The 23686-nt window shown below is 69.7% G+C and carries 16 protein-coding genes; 5 read left to right on the forward strand and 11 right to left on the reverse strand.

What is annotated here, in order from left to right; all coding sequences use genetic code 11:
- Position 1 precedes the first annotated feature (1 nt).
- The gene (locus tag MARPU_RS11635; protein WP_005223574.1) at positions 2 to 499 is read right to left on the reverse strand and encodes a hypothetical protein; all 498 of its coding nucleotides are present in this window, start codon (positions 497 to 499) and stop codon (positions 2 to 4) included.
- A complete protein-coding gene (locus tag MARPU_RS11640) occupies positions 496 to 1785 on the reverse strand; it encodes a paraquat-inducible protein A (protein WP_005223567.1) in 1290 nt (429 codons plus the stop codon). Before MARPU_RS11640 ends, MARPU_RS11635 begins: the two co-directional genes overlap by 4 nt.
- 575 nt (positions 1786 to 2360) lie before the next feature.
- Here MARPU_RS11640 and MARPU_RS11645 point away from each other — a divergent pair.
- Entirely contained in the window at positions 2361 to 5168 is a 2808-nt protein-coding gene (locus tag MARPU_RS11645) for a cation-transporting P-type ATPase (RefSeq protein ID WP_005223565.1), read from the forward strand.
- Here the strand turns inward: MARPU_RS11645 and dnaE are convergent, their stop codons facing one another.
- Together dnaE and MARPU_RS11655 are read right to left on the reverse strand one after the other, a co-directional pair.
- A complete protein-coding gene (dnaE, locus tag MARPU_RS11650; RefSeq protein WP_005223563.1) occupies positions 5169 to 8738 on the reverse strand; it encodes a DNA polymerase III subunit alpha in 3570 nt (1189 codons plus the stop codon).
- Between the two features lie 188 nt (positions 8739 to 8926).
- Positions 8927 to 9439, reverse strand: a complete 513-nt coding sequence (locus tag MARPU_RS11655) for a peroxiredoxin family protein (RefSeq protein WP_005223561.1) — start codon at positions 9437 to 9439, stop codon at positions 8927 to 8929.
- 204 nt (positions 9440 to 9643) lie between these two features.
- On the opposite strand from MARPU_RS11655, the gene MARPU_RS11660 reads away from it, so the two are divergent.
- Positions 9644 to 10999 carry a YihY/virulence factor BrkB family protein gene (locus MARPU_RS11660; RefSeq protein WP_005223558.1) on the forward strand — a complete coding sequence of 452 codons (1356 nt, stop codon included), beginning with the start codon at positions 9644 to 9646 and terminating at the stop codon, positions 10997 to 10999.
- A gap of 10 nt (positions 11000 to 11009) precedes the next feature.
- Here the strand turns inward: MARPU_RS11660 and MARPU_RS16785 are convergent, their stop codons facing one another.
- The 4 genes from MARPU_RS16785 to msrB all read right to left on the reverse strand — a co-directional run bounded on the left by MARPU_RS16785 (position 11010) and on the right by msrB (position 16264).
- On the reverse strand, positions 11010 to 13862 hold the full coding sequence (locus MARPU_RS16785) for a hybrid sensor histidine kinase/response regulator (RefSeq protein ID WP_005223557.1): 2853 nt from the start codon (positions 13860 to 13862) through the stop codon (positions 11010 to 11012).
- Positions 13863 to 13995: 133 nt separating this feature from the next.
- Positions 13996 to 14478, reverse strand: coding sequence for an ATP-dependent zinc protease family protein (locus MARPU_RS11670; protein WP_005223556.1), 483 nt, complete (start codon positions 14476 to 14478; stop codon positions 13996 to 13998).
- A gap of 32 nt (positions 14479 to 14510) precedes the next feature.
- Positions 14511 to 15416, reverse strand: a complete 906-nt coding sequence (locus tag MARPU_RS11675) for a LysR family transcriptional regulator (protein WP_005223555.1) — start codon at positions 15414 to 15416, stop codon at positions 14511 to 14513.
- A gap of 446 nt (positions 15417 to 15862) precedes the next feature.
- Positions 15863 to 16264, reverse strand: a complete 402-nt coding sequence (gene msrB / locus MARPU_RS11680) for a peptide-methionine (R)-S-oxide reductase MsrB (RefSeq protein WP_005223554.1) — start codon at positions 16262 to 16264, stop codon at positions 15863 to 15865.
- A 178-nt stretch (positions 16265 to 16442) separates the two neighbouring features.
- On the opposite strand from msrB, the gene MARPU_RS11685 reads away from it, so the two are divergent.
- The 3 genes from MARPU_RS11685 to asd are packed head-to-tail and all read left to right on the forward strand — an operon-like array spanning position 16443 to position 19127.
- Positions 16443 to 17624, forward strand: a complete 1182-nt coding sequence (locus MARPU_RS11685) for a pyridoxal-phosphate-dependent aminotransferase family protein (RefSeq protein WP_005223552.1) — start codon at positions 16443 to 16445, stop codon at positions 17622 to 17624.
- A 13-nt stretch (positions 17625 to 17637) separates the two neighbouring features.
- Entirely contained in the window at positions 17638 to 18255 is a 618-nt protein-coding gene (locus MARPU_RS11690) for a hypothetical protein (protein ID WP_005223550.1), read from the forward strand.
- The gene (asd, locus tag MARPU_RS11695; protein WP_005223548.1) at positions 18252 to 19127 is read left to right on the forward strand and encodes an archaetidylserine decarboxylase; all 876 of its coding nucleotides are present in this window, start codon (positions 18252 to 18254) and stop codon (positions 19125 to 19127) included. The genes MARPU_RS11690 and asd overlap by 4 nt, the downstream gene beginning before the upstream one ends.
- Positions 19128 to 19136: 9 nt before the next feature.
- Here the strand turns inward: asd and MARPU_RS11700 are convergent, their stop codons facing one another.
- Genes MARPU_RS11700 through MARPU_RS11710 form a run of 3 tightly spaced genes read right to left on the reverse strand, consistent with a single transcriptional unit; the run spans position 19137 to position 23634 of the window.
- Positions 19137 to 20465: a replication-associated recombination protein A gene (locus tag MARPU_RS11700; protein WP_005223546.1), complete on the reverse strand. Its 1329-nt coding sequence runs from the start codon at positions 20463 to 20465 to the stop codon at positions 19137 to 19139.
- 3 nt (positions 20466 to 20468) lie between these two features.
- Entirely contained in the window at positions 20469 to 21107 is a 639-nt protein-coding gene (lolA, locus tag MARPU_RS11705; protein WP_005223544.1) for an outer membrane lipoprotein chaperone LolA, read from the reverse strand.
- A 4-nt stretch (positions 21108 to 21111) separates the two neighbouring features.
- Complete coding sequence (locus tag MARPU_RS11710; RefSeq protein ID WP_005223542.1) at positions 21112 to 23634, reverse strand: DNA translocase FtsK; 2523 nt, start codon at positions 23632 to 23634, stop codon at positions 21112 to 21114.
- Between the last annotated feature and the right edge of the window lie 52 nt (positions 23635 to 23686).

Genomic DNA, 23686 nt, shown 5'->3' on the forward strand with positions numbered 1-23686 from the left:
CTCAATCGCCGCAGCGCCCCAGTCGCCCTTCGGCCAGCGCCTCACGACACTGCGCCCGGGTCTCAGTGGCATCGCCCTCGGCGCGCGCCTCGTCCAGCGCCAGCGCGCGCAGCTCCAGCGCCAGCCGACAGGACTCGGAGCGCAGACAGCCGGCGGCCGGACCACAGACCTGCTCGACCAGCGCATCACAGTCCGAGGGTGTCGCCACCGCCGCCTCGTCGGTCATCGGCACATCCGTCGACCACTGCTGCTGCATCGACGCGCTCGGCACCACGGTGCCCTCGCGCACGATCACCACCGAGCCGTCCTCGAGCCGATGCACCCCGTCCCACAGCGGCCGACGCTCGCCGTCCTCGCCCACCCGCCAGGCACGACGCGTCTCCGGCTCGACACGCACCTCGCCGCCAGCGGAGAGCCCGGCGCGCCAGTCACCGTCGGCCGCCACGACCATCGGGATCAGCAGCGCCGCTGCAAACACCAGACCCCAGCGCCGACTCATCGCCGCCGCTCCCCGGCGCCACGCTCGATCAGGCTCGACAACACCAGGTTGGCGAGCACGAAGGCGAGGAACAGATAGAACCCGGGCGCGAGCGCGGTGCCATTGGTGGTGAGCACGGTCGCCTCGGTGGCGCCAAGGGTGTCGAGCTGATTGGCCACCAGCGCGTCGAAGCCGAGATAGGCCATGAACAGCGCCACCACCAGCACATCGGCCATCGACCACTTGCCCGAGCGCAGCGCGAAGAAGCGCACCGGTGCCGCGACCGGCGCGCCGGCAGCGCGATGATAGACCAGGGTCGCGAGCAGCTTGAGCGCGGGGAAGACGACGCTGAACAGGGTGATCAGCAACGCCACCAGCCACAGATCCGCCCCTCCGGCGCGGATCAGGATCTCGACCACCTGGAACAGACTCTTGGACTGGTAGTAGAGCACCTGATCGGTGAACACCACCGACTCACCGAGGAACTCGAGACCGAGCCGGTCGACACGCGCCTCGATCGTGAGCATCGGACTGAACAGCGCGGTGAGCAGCAGGACCAGGGTGATGGCGATCGCGGCGCCCAGCGCGAAACCGTCGAGCCGACGCTCCTGCACCCGCCCCCAGGCGACCAGCGCGAAGATCAGCGCGGCGAGACCGAGCAGCACGCCGAGTTGCTGGTCGATCGCCGGACGCAAGGCCACCGTCTCGCGCTCGAGCGCGGCGGCGCAGGCCCCGACCTCGGCACAGCCATGGCGCTCGAGCAGGGCCTTCAGCACCGGCGAGTGCTCGACCTCGGTGGGTGTGGCGGCGGTGAGCAGCCCCAGCAGCTCGGCGCGGATCGCCGCCTCGGTGCCCGGCCCCTCGAGCGCCGCGAGCAGCCGCTCGGCATAGCGTGGCGCCTGGGCGCGCAGGGCGTCGAAGTCGATCAACCGCGACTGCAACTGCTGGTGCAGCGTGCCCTGGAGCTGGGTCAGCCAGTCACCGCCACGGGGCGGCGCGTTGAGCGACAACTGGCGCTCGATCTCGCCGATCAGCGCCTTGATCGCCTCGGTCAGGGTGGCGAGGACGCGTGGCCGGGTGCGCTCGTCGAGTTCGAAGTCGGCGATGCGCTCGGCGAGCACGGCGCTCAACCGCCGGGTCCACTGCTCGGTGTCGAGCATGCCATAGCGGGCGTGACGCAGCTCGGCACGATCACCCTCGAGCCGCTGCAGCTGCCCGAGATCCTCCACCAGCCGGAACCCGAGCACCACGGCGCCGGCGAGCGCCAGCACCACCAACCCCCGCCGGATCATCAGCGCAGCCGACATCGGCGATCCCTCCACAGAGCAGTTTCTTCGGTGGGGACACTCTATCAGCGGCCAGCGGCCAGCGGCCAGCGGCCAGCGGCCAGCGGCCAGCGGCCAGCGGCCAGGGATTGAACCGCAAAGACACAAAGCGCGCAAAGGGGAACAGAGCCTCCAGCGGTCAGCCTCCAGTCGCCAGTTGCGCTGCCCTCAAAGACTGACGCCTGGAGCGTGGGCCACGCCGGATGGCAAGCGGCGCTGGCGCCGAGCGCGCACACCCACTGGAGGCTGATCGCTGATCGCTGGCAGCTTGAATCCCTTCGCGCCCTTGGTGTCTTTGCGGTTCAGTCTTTCCGGCTGGCGGCTGGCGGCCGAAAGCTGAAACCCGGCCCCCACCGACTAGACTGAACTTGGTCGAGCGAGTCATACCCTAATGAGGTCAGGACCGCCGACTCCGTCCGCGCAGATCAATGGGGTTCAACACCTCGAACCCCGGCCTGGTTGCGACCTGGCCCCGCGCGACGACCACGGCGAGACCGTTTCACCGGAGCCCGGCGATCACCGCGCGGGCCCGCCCAGGCGAACAGGAGACCGCCCGTATGTCCGACATGCCCCTCACCCTGCTCTGGATCCTCGCGGCGCTGGCCGTCGGGGTCGGCACCGTGCTGTGGCTGGCACGACGCCACCGCGAGCGCACACCCACCACCACCGACGCGCCAGCCGCGCCGGACTGGCACGCCTTCGATGCCGACGAGATCCTCACCCGACTCGACGCCCCGGCCGCGGGGCTGAGCGGCGCGAGCGCCGCGCGCCGCCTCGCCGAGCACGGTCCCAACCGGCTGCCCGAGGGCAAGCAACGCGGCCCCTGGGCGCGCTTCCTCGCCCAGTTCCACGACGTGCTGATCTATGTGCTGCTGGTCGCCGGGGTGGTCACCGCACTGCTCCAGCACTGGCTCGACGCCGGGGTGATCCTCGGCGTGGTGCTGGTCAACGCGATCATCGGCTTCGTCCAGGAGGGCAAGGCCGAGGACGCGCTGCGCGCCATCCGCGACATGCTCTCGCAACACGCCCTGGTGTGGCGCGACGGCCGACTGGTCACGGTCGAGGCGAGCGATCTGGTGCCGGGCGATCTGGTGCAGCTGCAGTCGGGCGACAAGATCCCCGCCGACCTGCGTCTGCTCAAGGTCAAGGGACTGCAGATCGAGGAGGCGGCGCTCACCGGCGAGTCGGTGCCGGTCGAGAAGGACATTGAGCCGCTGGCCAGCGACGCCGTGCTCGCCGATCGGCGCTGCATGGCCTACTCAGGCACCCTGGTCACCGCCGGCCAGGGCACCGGGGTGGTGGTGGCCACCGGCGGCGCCACCGAGATCGGCCGGATCAGCGCCCTGGTCGCCGGAGTCGAGCAGATGACCACCCCGCTGCTGCGCCAGATGGCCCAGTTCGGGCGCTGGCTGACCGCGGTGATCCTGCTGGTGGCGGGGCTGGCCTTCGCCTTCGGCGTGCTGGTGCGCGACTACACCGCCGCCGAGATGTTCCTCGCCGCGGTGGGGCTCGCGGTCGCAGCCATCCCCGAGGGACTGCCGGCGATCATGACCATCACCCTGGCGATCGGGGTGCAGCGCATGGCCGGGCGCAACGCCATCATCCGCCGCCTGCCGGCGGTCGAGACCCTGGGCACGGTGGCGGTGATCTGCTCGGACAAGACCGGCACCCTCACCCGCAACGAGATGACCGTGCGCACCCTGGTCGATGCCACCCAGACGGTCGAGGTCGAGGGCAGCGGCTATGACCCCCACGGCGGCTTCAGCGTCGCCGGGCAGCCGCTGCAACCGAGTGACGACGCGCTGCTCGGGCGCATGCTGCGAGCGCTCGTCTGTTGCAACGACAGCGCACTGGAGCAACAGCCCGAGGGCTGGCGGGTCAGCGGCGACCCGATGGAGGGCGCGCTGCTGGTCGCCGCCATCAAGGCCGGACTCGATCCCGAGACGTTGAACCGCGAGCTGCCGCGCACCGACCTGATCCCCTTCGACTCGGCGCACAAGTTCATGGCCACGCTGCATCACGATCACCAGGGCGAGTGCGTCGTCTTCGTCAAGGGCGCGCCCGAGGCGCTGCTCGAGCGCTGTGAACAGGTCCAGGGCGTCGACGGGCCGCAGGCGCTCGATCGCGCCGACTGGCTCGCGCGTATGGAGCGACTGGCCGACGCCGGCCAGCGGGTGCTCGCGGTGGCGCTCAAACCGATGCCGAGTGGCACCACTACGCTGGCGTTCTCCGACCTCGACCAGGGGCTGGTACTGCTCGGTCTGGTCGGACTCCAGGACCCACCGCGCAGCGAGGCGATCAGCGCGGTGCGCGCCTGCGCCGAGGCCGGCATCCGGGTGAAGATGATCACCGGCGACCACGCCGCCACCGCCAGCGCCATCGCCCGTCAGGTGGGGCTCGCCAACCCCGATGCGGTGCTCACCGGTGCCGAACTCGATGGACTCGACGAGCCGGCGCTGCGCGCCCGGGTCGGTGAGGTCGACGTCTATGCCCGCGTCACCCCCGAGCACAAGCTGCGGCTGGTCGAGGCGCTGCAGGCCGAGGGTCGGGTGGTGGCGATGACCGGCGACGGGGTCAACGACGCCCCGGCGCTCAAGCGCGCCGACGTCGGCGTGGCGATGGGGATCAACGGCACCGAGGCGGCCAAGGAGGCCGCCGAGATGGTGCTCGCCGACGACAACTTCGCCTCCATCGCCAACGCCGTCGAGGAGGGGCGCACCGTCTACGACAACCTCAAGAAGGCGATCGTCTTCATCCTCCCCACCAACGGCGGCGAGGCGCTGGTGGTGCTCGGCGCCCTGGTGATGGGCTTCCACCAGTTCCCGCTGACCCCGGTGCAGATCCTCTGGGTAAACATGATCACTGCCGTCACCCTGGCCCTGGCCCTGGCCTTCGAGCCGCCCGAACCGGGGGTGATGGCCCGCGCCCCGCGCGACGCCCGCGCGCCGGTGCTCGACCGTCGCCATCTGTGGCGCATCGGCTATGTCTCGCTGATCCTGATGATCGGCACCTTCGGGCTCTTTCTGTGGTCGCTGGCGCGGGAGGCGAGCATCGAGGAGGCGCGCACCGTGGCGGTCAACACCCTGGTGATGTTCGAGATCTTCTACCTGTTCAACGCCCGCTATATCGACGCCCCGGTGCTCAGCGCACGCGGCCTGCTCGGCAACCGCTATGCCCTGCTCGCGGTGGCGGTGCTGCTGCTCTTCCAGCTCGCCTTCACCTACCTCGGGCCGCTGCAGCAGCTCTTCGGCACCGCGCCGATCGCCGCCGGTGACTGGCTGGTGATCGCGCTGGTCGGCTCCACGGTGCTGTTCCTGGTCGAGCTGGAGAAGACCCTGGTGCGCCGGCGCCGGGCCGGCGGCTGATCAGGAGACGGCGCGCAGCGGCAGCGACGGCTCGCGCTGTGGCGCAGACCGTGCCGGGCGCTCGTAGGAGACCCGCACCGCACCGGCGCCGAGCAGCTGGCGCAGCCGCTTGAGCAGCAGATCGGTCGGCTGCACCCGCCAGGTCTCGCCGAGCACCAGCTCGCCACGGGCGCCGGGACGGCGATAGCGCAGCCGCACCGGCAGATCGCCGTCACGAAACTCGCCGAGCAGCGCGGCGAGCGCCTCGACCCGCTCCGACCCGGCGGCATGCGCCGCCGGGTCGGAGAGGTCGAGTTCGAGCATCAGGTGATCGGCACGCGAGGCGCGCGCCTGCTCGAAGGTGCGCACGTCGTCGGCACGCAGGCTCCAGCTGTCACGGTACTCGTCGAAGCTCAGGGTGCCGGTGATGGCGAGGATCTGGTCGGACTGCAGCAGGTGGCGAGACTCCTCGTAGAGATCGGAGAACACCGTCGCCTCGATCCGCCCGGTGCGGTCGTCGAGCACCACCGAGCCCATCCGTCCGCGCTGGGTCTTGCCGTGACGCACCCCGACCACCAGCCCGACCACGGTGCGCTTCTCGCGATCGCGACCGCGCCGCCCCTGGTCGCGATCGGTCTCGAGCAAGCGGCCGATGCGCAGCCCGACCATGGCGCCGAGTTCCTCCTCGAAGCGATCGATCGGGTGACCGGTGAGATAGAGCCCGAGGGTCTCCTTCTCGCCGAGCAGACGCTGCTCGTCGTCCCAGTCGGGATGCGGCTCACGTGCCAACTGGGGATCGGGCTCGGGGGCCGCGGCATCCTCCAGCGCGCCGAACAGGTCGCCCTGCCCGGCGGCCTCGGTGGCGTGCTGCTGCTCGGCGAACTTGAGCGCCAGCGGCAACTCCGCCATCAGCGTGGCGCGGTTGGCACCGAGTTCGTCGAGCGCGCCGGCGCGGATCAAGGATTCGAGCACCCGGCGATTGGCGCGGTGCAGGTCGATGCGCTGGCAGAAGTCCCAGAGGTCGCGGAAGGGACCGCCGGACTCGCGTGCGGCGATCATCGACTCGATTGCGCCCTCGCCGACGCCCTTGATCGCGCCCATGCCGTAGATCACGGTGCGATCGCCGGAGATGGTGAAGCGGTAGGCCGAGCGGTTGATGGTCGGTGGCTCGACGGCGAGCTTCATCGCTCGGCACTCGTCGATCAGGGTCACCACCTTGTCGGTGTTGTCCATGTCGGCGCTGAGTACCGCGGCCATGAAGGCGGCCGGATAATGGGCCTTGAGCCACAGGGTGTGATAGCTGACCAGGGCATAGGCGGCCGAGTGCGACTTGTTGAAGCCGTAACCGGCGAACTTGTCCATCAGGTCGAAGATGTAGGTCGCGGTGGCCAGCTCCACGCCACGCTCGACCGAGCCCTGCTCGAAGATGGCGCGCTGCTTGTCCATCTCCGACTGCTTCTTCTTGCCCATGGCGCGACGCAGCAGGTCGGCGCCGCCGAGCGAGTAGCCGGCCAGCACCTGGGCGATCTGCATCACCTGCTCCTGATAGAGGATGACGCCATAGGTGGGCTGGAGGATGGGTTCAAGCGCGGGGTGCGGATAGGCGACCTCGGCGCGGCCGTGCTTGCGATCGATGAAGTCGTCGACCATGCCCGATTGCAGCGGACCGGGACGGAACAGTGCGACCAGCGCGGTCATGTCCTCGAAGCTGTCGGGCTGGAGCTTCTTGATCAGCTCCTTCATGCCGCGCGATTCGAGCTGGAAGACGGCGGTGGTCTCGCAGCGCTTGAGCAGGCCGAAGGCGGTCTCGTCGTGCGGGTCGATGAGGTTGATGTCGAGCGGTCCCTCGCCGTGGCGCGCGCGCGTCTCGTTGATGGTCTTGAGCGCCCAGTCGATGATGGTGAGGGTACGCAGGCCGAGGAAGTCGAACTTGACCAGACCGACCTGTTCGACGTCGTCCTTGTCGTACTGGGTGACCAGGTTGTCGCCACCGGCCTCGCAGTAGAGCGGCGCGAAATCGGTGAGCACGGTCGGGGCGATGACCACGCCGCCGGCGTGCTTGCCGGCGTTGCGGGTCAGCCCCTCGAGCTTGCGCGCCATGTCGATCAGCGCCCGGATCTCCTCATCGCGCTCGTAGCTGTCGGCCAGATCCTCGCTCTCGAGCAGCGCCTTCTCCAGGGTCATGCCCAGCTCGAAGGGCACCATCTTCGCCACCCGGTCGACGAAACCGTAGGGGTGGCCCATCACCCGCCCGACATCGCGCACCACCGCCTTGGCGGCCATGGTGCCGAAGGTGATGATCTGCGACACCGCGTTGCGCCCGTACTTGCGCGCCACGTAGTCGATGACGGCATCGCGCCCCTCCATGCAGAAGTCGACGTCGAAGTCGGGCATGGAGACGCGCTCGGGGTTGAGAAAGCGCTCGAACAGCAAATCGTGCTCGATCGGGTCGAGATCGGTGATCTTGAGCGCATAGGCCACCAGCGAGCCGGCGCCCGAGCCGCGCCCCGGTCCCACCGGGATGCCGTGCTCCTTGGCCCACTGGATGAAGTCGGCGACGATCAGGAAGTAGCCGGGGAAGCCCATGCCGAGGATCACGTCGAGTTCGACGGCGAGACGCTCGTCGTAGACCTTGCGCTGCTCGGCGAACTCAGGCGCGCTGGTGTCGAAGGTACGCCCGAGTCGCCACTCCAGTCCCTGGCGCGACTGCTCGGAGAAGAAGGTTTCGATGGTCATCCCCTCGGGCACCGGGAAGTCGGGCAGCGAGTGGGTGCCGAGGGTCAGTTCTAGGTTGCAGCGCTTGGCGATCTCGACGGAGTTCTCCAGTGCCTCGGGCAGGTCGGAGAACAGCTCGGCCATCTCCTCCGGGGAGCGCAGATACTGCTCGGGGCTGTAGCGAGGGGTGCGCCGCGGGTCATCGAGGGTGCGTCCGTCGTGGATGCACACCCGCACCTCGTGGGCGTCGAAATCCGCCGCGGCGAGGAAGCGCACGTCGTTGGTGGCCACCACCGGGGCGTCGCAGCGCAGCGCCAGCGCCACGCTCGACTCGACCAGCCGCGCCTCGCGCGGTCGACCGGTGCGGATCAGCTCGAGATAGTAACGATCGCCGAATACCGCCTGCCAGCGCGCCAGACGCCGCTCGGCAAGCGCCGCGTCGCCGTCGAGCAGCGCCCGACCGACATCGCCCTCGGGACCGCCGGAGAGTGCGATCAGGCCCTCGGCGGCGGCCTCGACCCAGTCGCGCTCGACCATGGCCACGCCCTGGTGCTGACCGTCGACATAGCCGCGCGAGATCAACCGGGTGAGGTTGCGATAGCCGGTGGCGTTCTCCACCAGCAGTACCAGCCGAAAGGGTCGGTTGGCGTCGTCGGGGTCGCGGATCAGCAGATCGGCGCCGGCGATCGGCTTGATGCCGGCGCCGAGTGCGCTCTTGTAGAAGCGCACCAGCGCGAACAGGTTGCACTGATCGGTGATCGCCACGGCGGGCATCCCGGCGGCGGCGGTGGCCTTGATCAGCGGCTTGATCCGCACCAGGCCATCGACCAGGGAGTACTCGGAGTGGACGTGGAGATGAACGAAGCTGGGTTCCACGGGGGTCCTTCGCGGTTGTGTGTCTGGGGCGGTCGGGGCGCTCACGGCGACCCTAGTCTAAGCGGCCCGGCGGCCCGGGGAGTTCGATAAAACCCATCGCGATCCGCGCCGGGATAGGCGCCCGGGCGGACCGGGGGCCAGCCGCGCCGAGACCGGCGCGAACCGTTCGATCGGAGATCGGGACGGGATCAGGGCGAGGTCAGCGCACGGACCTGTTCGAGCACCTCGGGGGCGTCCCAGGCGAGGTCGCCGAGCAGTTCGAGCGCCACCCGCCCCTCGGGATCGATGACATAGGAGGTGGGCAGCCCGCGCACCCCGTAGTCGAGGGTCACCGTCGAGCCGGGATCGACCAGCAGCGGGAAACCGAGCCCGAGACGCGCGCCGAAATCGGCAACGGTGGCGGCGTCCTCGTCGACGTTGATGGCGAGGATCTCCACCCCGTCGCCGGCCAATGCCTCGTAGGCGCGTTGCATCGAGGGCATCTCGGCACGACAGGGCGGGCACCAGGTCGCCCAGAAGTTGAGGATCACCACCCGGCCACGATAGTCGGCCAGTCGCAGCGTCTCGCCAGCGGGGGTGTCGAGGCCGAATTCCGGCGCCGGCAGCGGCTCGGGCAGGGCGTCCAGGACATCAGCCCGGAGCGGTCCGACCAGGATCAACGACAGCAACAGCAGCACAGGCGCACGGAACAGGACAGTCATGGCTCGGGGACTCCGCATCAGGAAACCAGGGGACGGCGGCGCTGACGGACCGTCGCTGCCGCCTTGCATCGGTCGCCCGGACGGGTAGGATCGGGGCCCGGGAGACACGTCGGCGACGTGCCGGATCCCGCCGTGGGCGACAAGGATAGCATCTCGCGCCCGACAACGAACCGGGCCGAGACAACGATCATCGGGGCAGCCATCATGCAGGCCAAGACCGTCTTCGTCACACGACTGGAGCAGATACTGTGGAGCGAGCGCGGTACGCATCCACGCTGGCAGCGACCGCTGATCGGCCTGGCGCGGCTGGTCCACGCCCTCGCGCGCGATCTCACCGAGGGCAACCTCAGGCTCCACGCCATGGGGCTGGTCTACACCACCCTGCTCTCGCTGGTGCCGCTGCTGGCGGTGAGCTTCTCGGTGCTCAAGGGCTTCGGCGTCCACAACCAGCTCGAACCCCTGCTGCAGAACGCCCTGGCGCCGCTCGGCGAGTCGGGCCAGGAGATCAATACCCGGCTGATCGAGTTCGTCGATCGGATGCAGGTCGGGGTGTTGGGATCGGTCGGTCTGGCGCTGCTGCTCTATACCGTGATCTCACTGATCCAGAAGATCGAGCAGGCGTTCAACTATGCCTGGCGGGTCGAGCGACCGCGACCCTTCGCCCAGCGCTTCACCCAGTACATGAGCGTGCTGCTGGTCGGGCCGGTGCTGTTCTTCTCCGCGCTCGGACTCTCGGCCTCGCTCGGCGACAACGTCTATGTGCGCTCGCTGATGGAGGTCGCCCCGTTCGGGGTGCTGCTCGAACTGGCGCGCATACTCGCGCCCTACTTGCTGATCTCGCTGACTTTCGCCTTTTTCTACATGTTCGTGCCCAACGCCCGGGTGCGCATCGTCTCGGCGCTGGTCGGGGCGCTGGCCGCGGGGCTGCTGTGGGAGGGGGCCGGGGCGCTGTTCTCGACCTTCATCGGCGGCTCCACCCGCTACACCGCGATCTACTCCAGCTTGGCGATCCTCATCCTGCTGATGATCTGGATCTATGTCGCCTGGCTGATCCTGCTGGTCGGCGCGAGCATCGCCTTCTACCACCAGCACCCGCACTATCTCGATGGCCGCACCCGCGAGCCACGGCTGAGCAACCGGCTGCGCGAGCGCCTAACCCTGCAGCTGGCCACGCGGATCGCTCGCGCCCATCACTGTGGCCAGAGCGCACCGAGCCAGATCCAGTTGGCCGCAGCGCTGGGGGTGGCGGAGGGCGCGCTCGAGCAACCGCTGCGGCTGCTCGAATCACGCGAGGTGGTGCTCGCCACCGCCACCGAGCCGCCCGGCTACGTCCCCGCGCAGGACCCTGAGCGCATCACCATCGCCTGGCTGCTGGCGCGCATCCGCGGCTTCGAGGAAGAGGAGGACGGCTATCGGGCGCGACCACCCGAGGCGGCGCTCGACACCCTCGAGACACGTCTCGAACAGAGCCGCGAGGAGGTGCTCGGCGCGCTCACCCTGGCCGCGCTTGCCAGGGATGACGGCGACGCCCCCGAGAACGACGACAAGGCCACCGCCTGAGCCCGCCGGCTCAGAGCGTCACCTCAAGCGTCTCGGCGAGTCGGCGCACCGCCGTCTCGCCGCCACGGAAGTCGAAGTGCTCGACCGCCTCGCGCAGCGTCTCCACCGACGAGGCCCCGAGCAGCTCTTCGAGATCGGTGAGCAGCGGCTTGATCGCCGCCGGGCTGTCGCTGTCGAGGGCCGCGAGCAGCTCGCCGAGCAGCGCCCGCAGTCGCTCGCGGTCGACGCCCGCGGCGCTCGTGGTCGGGGATGGCCTCTCGGCATCCTCCGGGGCAAAGCGCTTGATGCTGGCAAAGGCCTGATCGAGCGCCCGCTGCAGACGCGCGCGCGCCTCCTCGGTGTCATCCCGCCCCTGGCGCTGGAGCTGGTTGAGTGCCATGGCCGCGTCGGCCACATCGCTCAGCCCGAGATTGCCGGCGGTCCCCTTGAGCTTGTGGGTCAGGCGCTCGCCCGTCTGGATATCGGCGGCACCGAGCAAGCTGGCATCCTCACCGTGATCGCGCACGAACTGGCGCAGATAGCGCCGATAGCGCTTGCCATCACGCCACAGCGTCAGCCCACGCTCGACATCCAGACCGGGGTAACATGGCGCGCGCTCGGGTTGGCGGCATCCCGCCCGCGCGGCGGTCTGGCGCCTGGTCAGCTGCGCGATCAGCGCCACCACCTCGTCGACATCGAACGGCTTGCCGACGAAGGCGCACATGCCGGCATCGAGCGCCGCCTGACGCTCGCTCTCGAGCACCCCGGCGCTGACCGCCACCACCGGGATCCGCTCGAGCGCCGGGTTGGCGCGGATCTGTCGCGTCGCCTCATAGCCGTCGAGGACCGGCATCTGGATGTCCATCAACACCAGGTCGACACCGTCGGGATGGGCGTCGAGCCAGTCGACCGCCTCGCGTCCGTTGCCGGCCTGCACCACCTCGGCTCCGACGTCGGCGAGAATGGTCTGGGCCAGATCGCGATTGATCTCGCTGTCATCGACCACCATCACCCGCAGCCCGACGAGGCTCTGCGTCTCGCGTCTCCCTTCATCTGCCCCGGAGAGGTCGTCAACGACCTCCTGAGCGGCGGGCACCGCAAGTCCCAGGGTGAACCAGAAGCGACTCCCCCGCCCCGGCGTACTCTCGACCCCGATGCGCCCCCCCATCTCCTCGACCAGCCGCTGACAGATCGCCAACCCCAGCCCGGTACCACCGAAGCGTCGGGTGGAGGAGACATCGGCCTGGGTAAAGGGCGAGAAGATATCGCGCTGCTGGGCCGGCGCGATACCGATGCCGGTATCGGTCACCGAGAAGCGCAACCACACCTGTCTCGCCTCGACCTCGCGCAGCCGTTCCACGGCTACCGTCACCTCGCCGTGCTCAGTGAACTTGATCGCGTTGCCGATCAGGTTGACCAGCACCTGCTCGATCCGCAGCGGGTCTCCACGCAGTCGCTCGCACCCCTCCGGGACCGGCAGCAGCCGCAGGGTCAGACGCTTCTCCGCGGCCTCGAGCGCCATCAGATCGCGGATCTGGCCGAGCAGCTCGGCCAGATCGAAGGGATGGTCGACGATCTCCACCGCACCGGCCTCGATGCGCGAGAAGTTGAGGATGTCGTCGATGATCCCCTGCAGGGCGCGCCCCGCCGTCTGGATACGCCCGACCAGCACGCCGGCGCGATCGGGCAGGGTCATCTTGCCGAGCAGATAGCTGAACCCGAGGATGGCATTCATCGGGGTGCGGATTTCATGACTCATGTTGGCGAGGAAATCGGCCTTGGCCCGTGTCGCCGTCTCGGCCGCCTCGGCACGTTGCTCGAGCGCCTGGTTGAGGCGTTCGATACGAAACTGCGAACGAGTGATCAGCACACACAACAGCGCCGCCACCAGCGCCATCGCCACGCTGACGCCCGCCACCGAGGTGATGATGCGACCATACATCGCCGCCAGGCGCTGGGGCTCGAGGCGCACCAGAACCGTCCAGCGGTGATCCCGTGGCCCCACCACCACGGCCCCCGTCCGCAGGTTGCGCGTCACCTCCCGCAACGGCACCAGTGTCTCCCAGGTCCACAGACCGCTCTTGTCCCGACGCTGGCCACGCGGCGATGTCTCGACCGCAGCCCAGACATCGGGATAGCGCGCCCCCAGGCTGATCTGCGTCCCGAGCGCAAAGCCCCACTCATCGACCGGATCCGGGCTGCGCAGCCAGGCGCCGTCCTGATCGATCAGCATCAACCGCGCGCCGTCCTCACCGACTGCGGCCACCACGGCGGCGAGCAGCGGCGCGCCGAGATAGTTGGCGATCAGGATGCCGCGCCGCTCGCCGGTGTCGCTGAACACCGGCATCGCCACCCGATAGACCGGCTTGAGCGGTCGCTCGATGATGCCGTGCTCGATATTGAGATCCAGCCGCGAGACATGGATCCCCCCCGAGGGGAGCGCGCTGGCGACCTGGAAATAGGGACGCCCCGACTTGTCCTGCAGCCGCGCTGCGGCGATCGCCCGAGGCTGCCCGTCGATCCAGTCGACCCGCATCCGCTCGCGACCATCGTTGCCGATCCAGCGCAGCTGATCGAATTTGGGATGAGCGATCATGTAAAGGGAGAACTGTCGCGCCAGCCGGGGCATGGCATCGGCGCGCCGCCCCGTCACCGCATCACGCAACGCCGGCAGGCGGATCAGGTACTCGACGTCGTTGATCGCATCGTGCAGATGCTGACGGACCATCTGCGCGGCGCGCGTGACCATCGCGCGATCGGCAACGGCCTTCACCGCGTGGGCATGACGAACTTGGGCATCGACGAAGAAGGCGACCCCGGCACCGATCAGCACCAAGGCACCGAGATAAAGCACGAAGAAGTTGCGCAGTGCGTTGCTCGCCAAGGTCTCGCATCTCCTGGATGCCGATGGACAGGGGCTGGCGTCGGAACCTCAGGAGCGACGAGCGCCCATGACAGGCAAGTTATCACTCCCGTCACTGCCCGCCCAGTCGCCCACCGCCAAGCGGCGGCGCGACTCAGCCGCCACGATAGCGCGCCTCGGCATCCTCGATCCGTCCGGTCAGGAAGGAGCCGGCCGGATCGACGCGGGCCGCGCCCGCGACCATCGCGGTACGCCCGAGCAACATGCGAAACAGCATCGACTCACGGTTGGTCAGGGTGAGTTCGATCGGCCACTCCCGTCCCGCAATCCGCAGCGGGGTCTGGATGACATAACGCTCCTCGCGATGTCCACCCGAGTCGCTCACCCGCCGCCGGTCGATCACCTCGGCCTCGGCATGGATCAGCAGATCGGCGCACTGCTTCAGCGGATGGACACCGAAGCGCACATAGCGGTTACCGCCCCGGCTGAAGGGATCGACATAGAAGGCGTGCAGCGCCGAGGTGCGCGCGCCGGTATCGATCTTTGCCTTGATCAGCGGCAACCCGAGTTCGGGCAACCCCAGCCACTCGCGCCAGCCCAGCAACAGCGGCGCGGATTCGGAAGGACGATGCATCATTTCAGGTCCATGGCCCCGGGCGGGGGTAGGGTTCAGGATCCCGACGATGCGTCCCGGACGCTCGCCGGCCACTCCGGCAACGCCTCGGCGGGAGGCGTCTCTCCGGTTTCGCGCAACAACGCCACCGCGGTCTCGACCGGGTCGCGATCGATCACACCATCGCGGACCGCCAGATGCGGATGCAACGAAAAGCTGGGGGCGGCGGCCACCGCCGTCAGCCAACCCTCGCGCGCGGCCGACTCGACCCACGGCTGCGGCAGATAAGCCGAACCCCCGATCTCGCGCAGCAGATCGAGCGCCGCTCGCCCCTGATCGACTCGCATCCGGCAGGCCATGTCGACGGCCAGACGCTCGGCGTGCATGGTGAGGAAGCGCGTCCCCCAGTCGACCAGGATATAGCTCTCGCCGAGCGCGCGCTCGAGTCCGATATCGGGGTCGCTGCTGGCCAGCACCAGCTCGATGCGCGCCAGCGGCTCGCTCGGACAGCAGCGCGACTCGACCGGCTCGCCGAGCAGCGCGAGATCCAGGGTGCCATCGGCCAGACGCTGCAACAACGTTGCCGCCGACAGCAGCTCCAGGCGCAGTTCCACCCAGGGTAACGTCCGGCGCAGCACGGCAATCCGCTCGCGCACCCCGAGCGACCACAGATCCGGGATGCAGCCGAGCGCGAGGGCGTGACGCTGCTCGCCGACGAGTTCGGCGCGCGCGCGCGCCCAGCTGCGCACGATGCGCTCGGCGTGCTGCAGCAGTCGCTGCCCCGGCTCGGTGAGGCGGATATCGCCGCGTCGGCGTTCGAACAACACCACCCCGAGCACCGACTCGAGCAACTTCACCCGCGCGCTCACCGCCGATTGACTGACACAGAGCGCACTGGCGGCGCGACCGAAGTGACGATGGCGGGCGACCTCGATGAAGGTCTTGAGCAGGGCGATATCCAAGGGTTCGACTCGATAGCAGGGACACGATCGGCGCCGGCGCGACCGAGGCCCGCGCAGCGCTCGGGGGATTGAACCGCAAAGGCGCGCGGGACACCAGCTACCAGCTACCAGCTACCAGCTACCAGCTACCAGCTACCAGCTACCAGCTACCAGCTACCAGCTACCAGCTACCAGGGGATTGAACCGCGAAGGCGCGAAGGGCGCAAAGGGGCTCAAGTTGTAAGCGACCAGTCTCCAGCAGCCAGTGGGAGTGCGCCCTCGACGACAGCACTGCTTGCCATCAGCCGTCACGCACGCTCTCGGTGCCAGCACTTGAGGGCAGGCAGCCACTGGCAACTGGCGGCTAATCGCTGGAGGCTCTTCCTCCCTTTGCGCCCTTCGCGCCTTCGCGGTTCAATCCCCGGCTGGCGGCTGGCGGCTGGCGGCTGGGGACCGATGGCTGACCGCTACCCTTCCCCGGTGTCCAGGTCGAGGGCCACGGAGTTGATGCAGTAGCGCTCGCCGGTGGGGGCCGGGCCGTCGGGGAAGACGTGACCGAGGTGGGCACCGCAGCGCCGGCAGTGGACCTCGGTGCGTTCCATGCCGTGACTGTGGTCGGCGGCGCGCGCCACCGTCCCCGGGGCGTGCGGGCTGTGGAAGCTCGGCCAGCCGGTGCCGGAGTCGAACTTGGCCGCGGCGTCGAACAGCGGCTCGCCACAGCACACGCAGCGGAACAGCCCCGGTCCCTTGTAGTCGTGATAGGCGCCGGTGAAGGCGCGTTCGGTACCCTGCTCACGGCACACCTGATACTGCTCCGGGGTCAGGCGTGCGCGCCATTCCTCGTCGCTCAGTTCGATTTCGTTGCTCATCGTTCATCTCCGAATTGCTGCCGCCACTGCACGGTGCGAGCGGGCGCGCCGGGCCGTCTTGAGCGCCCTGGGGACGCCCCGTATACTCCGAAAGCTCCCGACAGCGACCAGTCGCGGCAGATCCATCGCCCGCGCCCCGGCGCTCGCCATCAAAACGAACGACACCGGAACGCAGACCATGATTCACTCCTTCAATCCCCCCGCACGCACCTTGATGGGGCCGGGACCGGCCGATGTCCACCCGCGCGTGCTCGCCGCCCTCGCCCGTCCCACCATCGGTCATCTCGACCCGGCCTTCGTCGCCATGATGGACGAACTCAAGACCCTGCTGCGCGGCGCCTTCCGCACCGACAACGCGCTGACCATGCCGGTCTCGGCCCCCGGATCGGCGGGGATGGAGATCTGCTTCGTCAACCTGGTCGAGCCGGGCGATACCGTGGTGGTATGCATCAACGGGGTGTTCGGCTCACGGATGAAGGAGAACGTCGAGCGCGCCGGCGCCACCGCGGTGATGGTCGAGGGCACCTGGGGACGCGCCGTCGACCCCGAACAGGTCGAGCGCACCCTCGCCGCCCATCCCGAGGCGCGCATCCTCGCCTTCGTCCATGCCGAGACCAGCACCGGCGCCTGCTCCGACGCCCAGGCGCTGGCCGAGATCGCGCGCCGTCACGACTGCCTGACCATCTGCGACGCGGTCACCTCGCTCGGCGGCAGCCCGCTGGAGGTCGACGCCTGGGGGCTCGACGCGGTCTACTCGGGCTCGCAGAAGTGTCTCAGCTGCACCCCGGGGCTAGCCCCGGTGACCTTCAGCGAGCGCGCGCTCGACAAGGTCCGCGCCCGCACCACCAAGGTCAACAGCTGGTTCCTCGACCTCAACCTGATCATGGGCTACTGGAGCGGCGAGCAGAAGCGCAGCTATCACCACACCGCCCCGGTCAACGCTCTCTACGCCCTGCACGAGTCGCTGGTGATGCTCGCCGAGGAGGGCATCGAGCAGGCCTGGGCGCGGCACGCCCATCACCACCAGGCGCTGCGCGCCGGGCTCGAGGCCCTGGGGCTGGAGCTGATCGTGCCCGAGGCCGAGCGCCTGCCACAGCTCAACGCCGTGGCGGTACCGGCCGGGATCGACGAGGCCGAGGTCCGCACCCGGCTGCTCGCGCGCTACAACCTCGAACTCGGCGCCGGGCTCGGCAGCCTCGCCGGCAAGGTGTGGCGCATCGGGCTGATGGGCTACAGCAGCCGGCCCGAGAACATCCTGCTCTGTCTCGGCGCGCTCGGCACCGAACTCGGCGCGCTCGGCCACCAGACCGACACCGGCGCGGCGCTCGCCGCCGCGCGCGCGGTGCTGGGGACGGACTGAGGAGGGAATCGCGGTGCTGCTCGCCAATCGCCGCCCGCTGGCGGCACGCCTGATCCTGATGCTGCTCGCCATGGCGATACTGGTGCTCGGCTACCAGTGGGGGAACCAGTACCAGCGCCGTCATGCCGAGCCGCCGACGATCAGCGGGGTGCTGCTGCGCCCACCGCTGGCGGCCCCCGAGTTTGCCCTGGAGGACGCCCTCGGGCGTCCCTTCGACCGCGCCCGGCTCGGCGCCGACTGGACCCTGCTCGCCTTCGGCTCGCTCGCCGACGCCTCCGGTCAGCGCGCGCTGCAGCGCCTGATCGAGACCCGCAACCGGCTCGCCGACCGCCCCGAGATCGCCGGAGCGCTGCGCCTGGTGCTGGTCGACGGCGGCGCCGACCGCGCCCGGGCGCGCGACTTCAGCCGCCTCTCGCCGGCGCTCGACATCGTCTCGGGCCCACCCGAGGCGCGCGCGCCGCTCGCCGCGCTGGGCGACGACACGGACGCCGGATCGGCCCCGATCCTGGTGTTCGCGCCGCGTGCGCGGCTGCTGGCGATCCTCCCCGGCACCGCCGCCGGTGCCATCCTGGCCGCCGACCTGGCGGCGCTTCACGCCGCCGCGCCGGCGTTGCTCGCGGAGACCCCATGACCCGATCCGACTGGGGCGAACGGCTGTTCGTCGCCCTGCAGTACCTGCTGCCACAGCGTCTGCTCTCGGAGCTGATGCACCGTCTCTCACGGTTGCGCTGGCGCCCGCTGAGGCGCCTGCTGATCCACGGCTTCGCCCGCCAGTACGACATCGACATGCAGCAGGCCGCCGAGCCCGACCTCGACGCCTATCCCCACTTCAACGCCTTCTTCACCCGCGCGCTGCGCGCCGAGGCGCGACCGCTCGACCCCGACCCGCGTGCCCTGCTCTGCCCGGTCGATGGCGCGATCAGCCAGATCGGACGCATCGAGGACGGACGGCTGATCCAGGCCAAGGGCCAGGACTACGCCGTCGACACCCTGCTCGGGCTCGACCCCGGCGCGCCGCACCCGTTCGAGGGCGGACACTTCGTCACCATCTATCTCTCGCCGCGCGACTATCACCGCATCCACATGCCGCTGACCGGGCGCCTGCTGGAGATGACCCATGTCCCGGGCGCACTGTTCAGCGTCAACGCCGCCACCGCCAACCGGGTGCCGGGGCTGTTCGCCCGCAACGAGCGTCTGGTGACCCGCTTCGAGACCACCGCCGGCGAGCTGGCGCAGGTGCTGGTGGGGGCGATCTTCGTCGGTGGCATCGAGACGGTGTGGTCCGGGGTGGTGACGCCGCCGCACCGGCTCGGCCCGCCCAACCGTCTGGACTATCGCGAGGCCGCGCCGGTCGAACTCGCGCGCGGCGCCGAGATGGGCCGCTTCAACCTCGGCTCGACCGTGGTGGTGCTGCTGCCGCGCGGGCGCCTCGACTGGGAGACCGGGCTCGCCCCGGGACAGACGGTGCGTCTCGGCCAGCGCCTCGGCACCCTCGCCGACTGAGCGCCCGGCTCAGCCGCGCCCGCCGTGACGCGCGCGCGCGGCGCGGTCGAGCGCGGCGAGGCGTTCGAGCTTCTCGCGAATGCGGATCTCCAACCCACGATCGACCGGCGCGTAATAGCGCCGCTCGCCCAGCTCCTCGGGGAAGTAGCGCTCGTCGGCGGCATAGCCCTCGGGCTCGTCGTGGGCATAGCGATAGCGCCGACCGTGACCGAGTTCCTTCATCAGCCGCGTCGGCGCATTGCGCAGATGCAGCGGCACCCCCAGCGAGCCCGAGGCGCGGGCATCGGCCTGGGCGGCCTTCCAGGCGGTGTAGACGGCGTTGCTCTTGGCCGCGCAGGCGAGATAGACGGTCGCCTGCGCCAGCGCCAGCTCGCCCTCGGGCGAGCCGAGCCGTGCCTGCGCCTCCCAGGCGTTGAGCGCCAGGTCGAGCGCGCGCGGGTCGGCGTTGCCGATGTCCTCGCTGGCGATACGCACCAACCGGCGCGCCAGATAGAGCGGGTCGCAGCCGCCATCGAGCATCCGCGCCAACCAGTAGAGCGCGGCATCCGGCGCCGAACCGCGCACCGACTTGTGCAGCGCCGAGATCTGGTCGTAGAAGTCGTCGCCGCCGCGATCGAAACGGCGCAGCGAGGCGCTGGCCACCGCCGCCACCGTGTCGCGCCCGATCACCGCCCCCTCGTCGACCGCCGCGGCCGCCAGCTCCAGCAGGTTGAGCGCGCTGCGCGCATCGCCGTCGGCGCCTTCGGCGATCAGCCGCGCCGCCTCGGGGGCGAGCGCGAGCCCACGCGCAGCCAGCCCGCCGCGCGGGTCATGCAGTGCGCGTTCGAGCACTGCGACCAGGTCGTCGGCGTCGAGTGATTGCAGCACATAGACCCGGGCGCGCGAGAGCAGCGCGTTGTTGAGCGCGAACGAGGGGTTCTCGGTGGTGGCGCCGATGAAGGTCAGGGTGCCGTCCTCGACGTGCGGCAGGAAGGCGTCCTGCTGGGCCTTGTTGAAGCGGTGCACCTCGTCGATGAACAGCAGGCTGGCGGCCCCGTCAGCGGCCAGCCGCGCCTGGGCGCGGGCCACCGCCTCGCGGATCTCCTTGACCCCGGCGAGCACCGCAGAGAGGGTGATCAGCTCGGCCTCGGCGCGCGCGGCGATCAGCCGCGCCAGGGTGGTCTTGCCGGTGCCGGGCGGTCCCCAGAGGATCATCGAGTGCGCGCGCCCGGACTCGAGCGCACGCCGTAGCGGCTTGTCGGGACCGAGCAGGTGCGACTGCCCGCGGAAATCCTCGAGAGAGGCCGGGCGCAGGCGCTCGGCCAGTGGGGTCTGGGGGTTGTCGCGGGTCGCGGGCATGGCTCAGTCGAAGGAGAGGAAGTCGTCGACCGCGCTGCGATCGATCTCGAACAGGTCGGGTTCGAGCGCGAGGTTGCGGGTCGCCGCGCTGAAGTCGAGCCGGGTGTTCTGACCGAAGCCGTCCTCCATGATCAGGCTCTCGAGGCCATCGCTGCCGAAACCGAGCTCGATACGCTCGACCTCGGCGTCGGCGTCGAGCGGACGCAGCGCCACCCAGTCGCGCCCATCCGTGCTCGGCAGCTCGGTGACGGCGAAGTGCTCGGTGATCGGCGCGCCGCTGGCGAGCAGCAGCGCCGGGGTGCCGCGCAGCGCCCGCTCCTGGCTCTGGTGGGTGACCTGCTCCAGCTCCAGGTCGTGGACATAGACGCGCTTGCCGTCGGCGATGATCACCTGCGCCACCGGGTCGTCGTATTCCCAGCGAAAGCGACCCGGGCGCTGCAGATAGAAGCGTCCGTGCGATTCGGTCATCTGGGTGCGCGCGGCATTGAAGGTGTACTGCACGAAGTCCGCGCGCAGGCTGTCGAGACCGGCGAGATAGCGCTCGAGACGCTGCGCGCCTTCCCCGGCGAACGCCGCGACGGGCAACAGCAAGGCGAGCAGGACGGCGCCGAGGGCGCGGGCGGACAGGGTCGCTCGAATCACGCGATCACTCCTCCTGTGGCGGCGGGACCAGGACCTCGCGGTTGCCGTTGGTCTCGGCCGGGCTGACGATGCCGATGCGCTCCATCTCCTCGATCAGGCGCGCGGCGCGGTTGTAGCCGATCTTGAGCCGGCGCTGCACCCCGGAGATCGAGGCGCGACGGGTCTCGACGACGATCTGCACCGCCTCGTCGAACAGCGGGTCGGTGTCCTCGGTGTCGCCACCGCGCGGCTCGGGGTCGATCCCCGGCAGCGACTCGGTCGGCTCGCGCAACACGTCGTCGATATAGTCCGGACCACCGAACTGCTTGAGATGTTCCACCACCGCGTGCACCTCGTGATCGTCGACGAAGGCGCCGTGCACGCGATTGGGGAGGTTGCCGCCGGGCGGCAGATAGAGCATGTCGCCGTGCCCGAGCAGCTGTTCGGCGCCCTGCTGATCGAGGATGGTGCGCGAGTCGATCCGCGAGGACACCTGGAAGGCCATGCGGGTGGGGATGTTGGCCTTGATCAGCCCGGTGAGCACGTCGACCGAGGGGCGCTGGGTGGCCAGCAGCAGATGGATGCCCGATGCGCGCGCCTTCTGCGCCAGGCGCGCGATCAGCTCCTCGACCTTCTTGCCGACCACCATCATCATGTCGGCCAGCTCGTCGATGATGACCACGATATAGGGCAGGTGCTCGAGCGCCGGTGCGGCGCCGAGCGCGGGGTCGTGGAGCGGATCGGCGATCGGCGTGCCGGCGGCCTCGGCCTCGGCGATGCGCTTGTTGTAGCCGGCAATGTTGCGCACCCCGAGCTTGGCCATCAGCCGGTAGCGTCGCTCCATCTCGCCGACGCACCAGCGCAGCGCGTTGGCCGCCTCCTTCATGTCGGTGACCACCGGGGTGAGCAGGTGCGGGATGCCCTCGTAGACCGACAGTTCCAGCATCTTCGGGTCGACCATGATCAACCGCACGTCCTTGGGGTCGGCCTTGTAGAGCAGGCTGAGGATCATCGCGTTGATCGCCACCGATTTGCCCGAGCCGGTGGTGCCGGCGATCAGCGCATGGGGCATGCGCGCCAGATCGGCGACCACCGGCTGGCCGGCGATGTTGGTGCCCAGCCCCAGGGTAAGCGCCGAGCGCGCCTCCTGATAGGCGTCCGAGCCGAGCGTCTGGCGCAGGAACACGATCTCGCGCTGCTCGTTGGGAATCTCGATGCCGATCAGCGACTTGCCCGGGATCACTTCGACCACGCGCACGCTGATCGTCGACAGCGCGCGGGCCAGGTCCTTGGCCAGGCCGGTGATCTTGCTGACCTTGGTACCGGGGGCGAGGTCGATCTCGAAGAGGGTGACCACGGGACCGGGATAGACCTCCTCGACCCGTGCCTCGACGCCGAAATCGGCCAGGCGCAGCTCGACCTGACGCGACAGCTCCTCGAGCTGCTCGGCACTGTAGCCGCGGCCGCTCTTGACCGGCGCGTCGAGCAGCGAGAGCGGCGGACGCATGCCCTCGGCGGGGATGTCGCGCACCGCGATCGGCACCTCGGCCGGCGGCTCGGATTCGGGCGCTGGCGCAGAGACCGGTGCTGGCGGCGGCGCGGGTCGCGCAGCGCGGGGCGGCACCGCACTCGGCTCGGGAGCGGGAGCAGGCGCGACCGGGCGGCGCGGCGACGCTGGTTCGGGACGAGGCGCCGGTTCGGGTTCGGGCAGTGGATCGGTCATGGTCGCGCGCACCGCCTCCGGGAACCCGTTGGGGCGAGCGCGCGAGCGACGCCGGGCCTTCGCGCGGGGCGCGGGGCGCGGGGCGGGCGCAGGCTCGGGGTCGCCGGCGAACTCATCGGGGTCGATCAGGTTGAGCGCGCGCGGCAGCCCCTCGGGACTGAGCTCGGGACCTTCGCGCAACTGCTGCAGACGCCCCCGCGAGTCCTCGAGCAGACCGCGCGCGGCGCGCAGCGCCTGCAGCGCCGTGGCCCCGATGGCATCGAGCAGCTTCACCCAGGAGATCCCCCAGAACAGGCTGAGTCCGATCAACAGGGTGCCGACCAGCAAGAGGTCGGTCCCGGGAACGTTGAAGGCGCCGAGCATGGCCGTGCTGAGGCTGCTGCCGAGCGCACCGCCGGCGCCGTTCTGCAGCACCCCGCCGAGGGTCGAGAAGTGGATCGAGGCGATGCCGCAACCGGCCACCAGGGTCAGCGAGAAACCGATCCAGCGCAGCGACAGCACCCAGGGGCGCAGCACCACCGCCTCGCCACGGCCACGGAACACCACCCAGGCGCTCCAGCCGACCAGCACCGGGATCAGGTAGGCGAAGAAACCGAACAGATAGAGGGCGCCGTCGGCGAACCAGGCCCCGGTGCGACCACCGGCGTTGCTCACCCGCTCACCATCGCCGACATAGGACCAACCGGGGTCCTGGGGTGAGTAGGTCGCCAACGCGAGCAACAGATAGAGCGCCAGGCACATCAGTGCCCACATCGCCCCCTCGCGCAGGATGCGCTCGACATAGTCGCTCAGTGTCAATTGCCCACGGCGGGTAGCCTGTGCCATGAATCCCTCCAAAAATTACTCGCGCTATTATAACCTTACCAAAGGTTATTAG

Origin of the sequence: Marichromatium purpuratum 984 (assembly GCF_000224005.2) — a bacterium.
Classification (GTDB): Bacteria; Pseudomonadota; Gammaproteobacteria; order Chromatiales; family Chromatiaceae; genus Marichromatium; species Marichromatium purpuratum.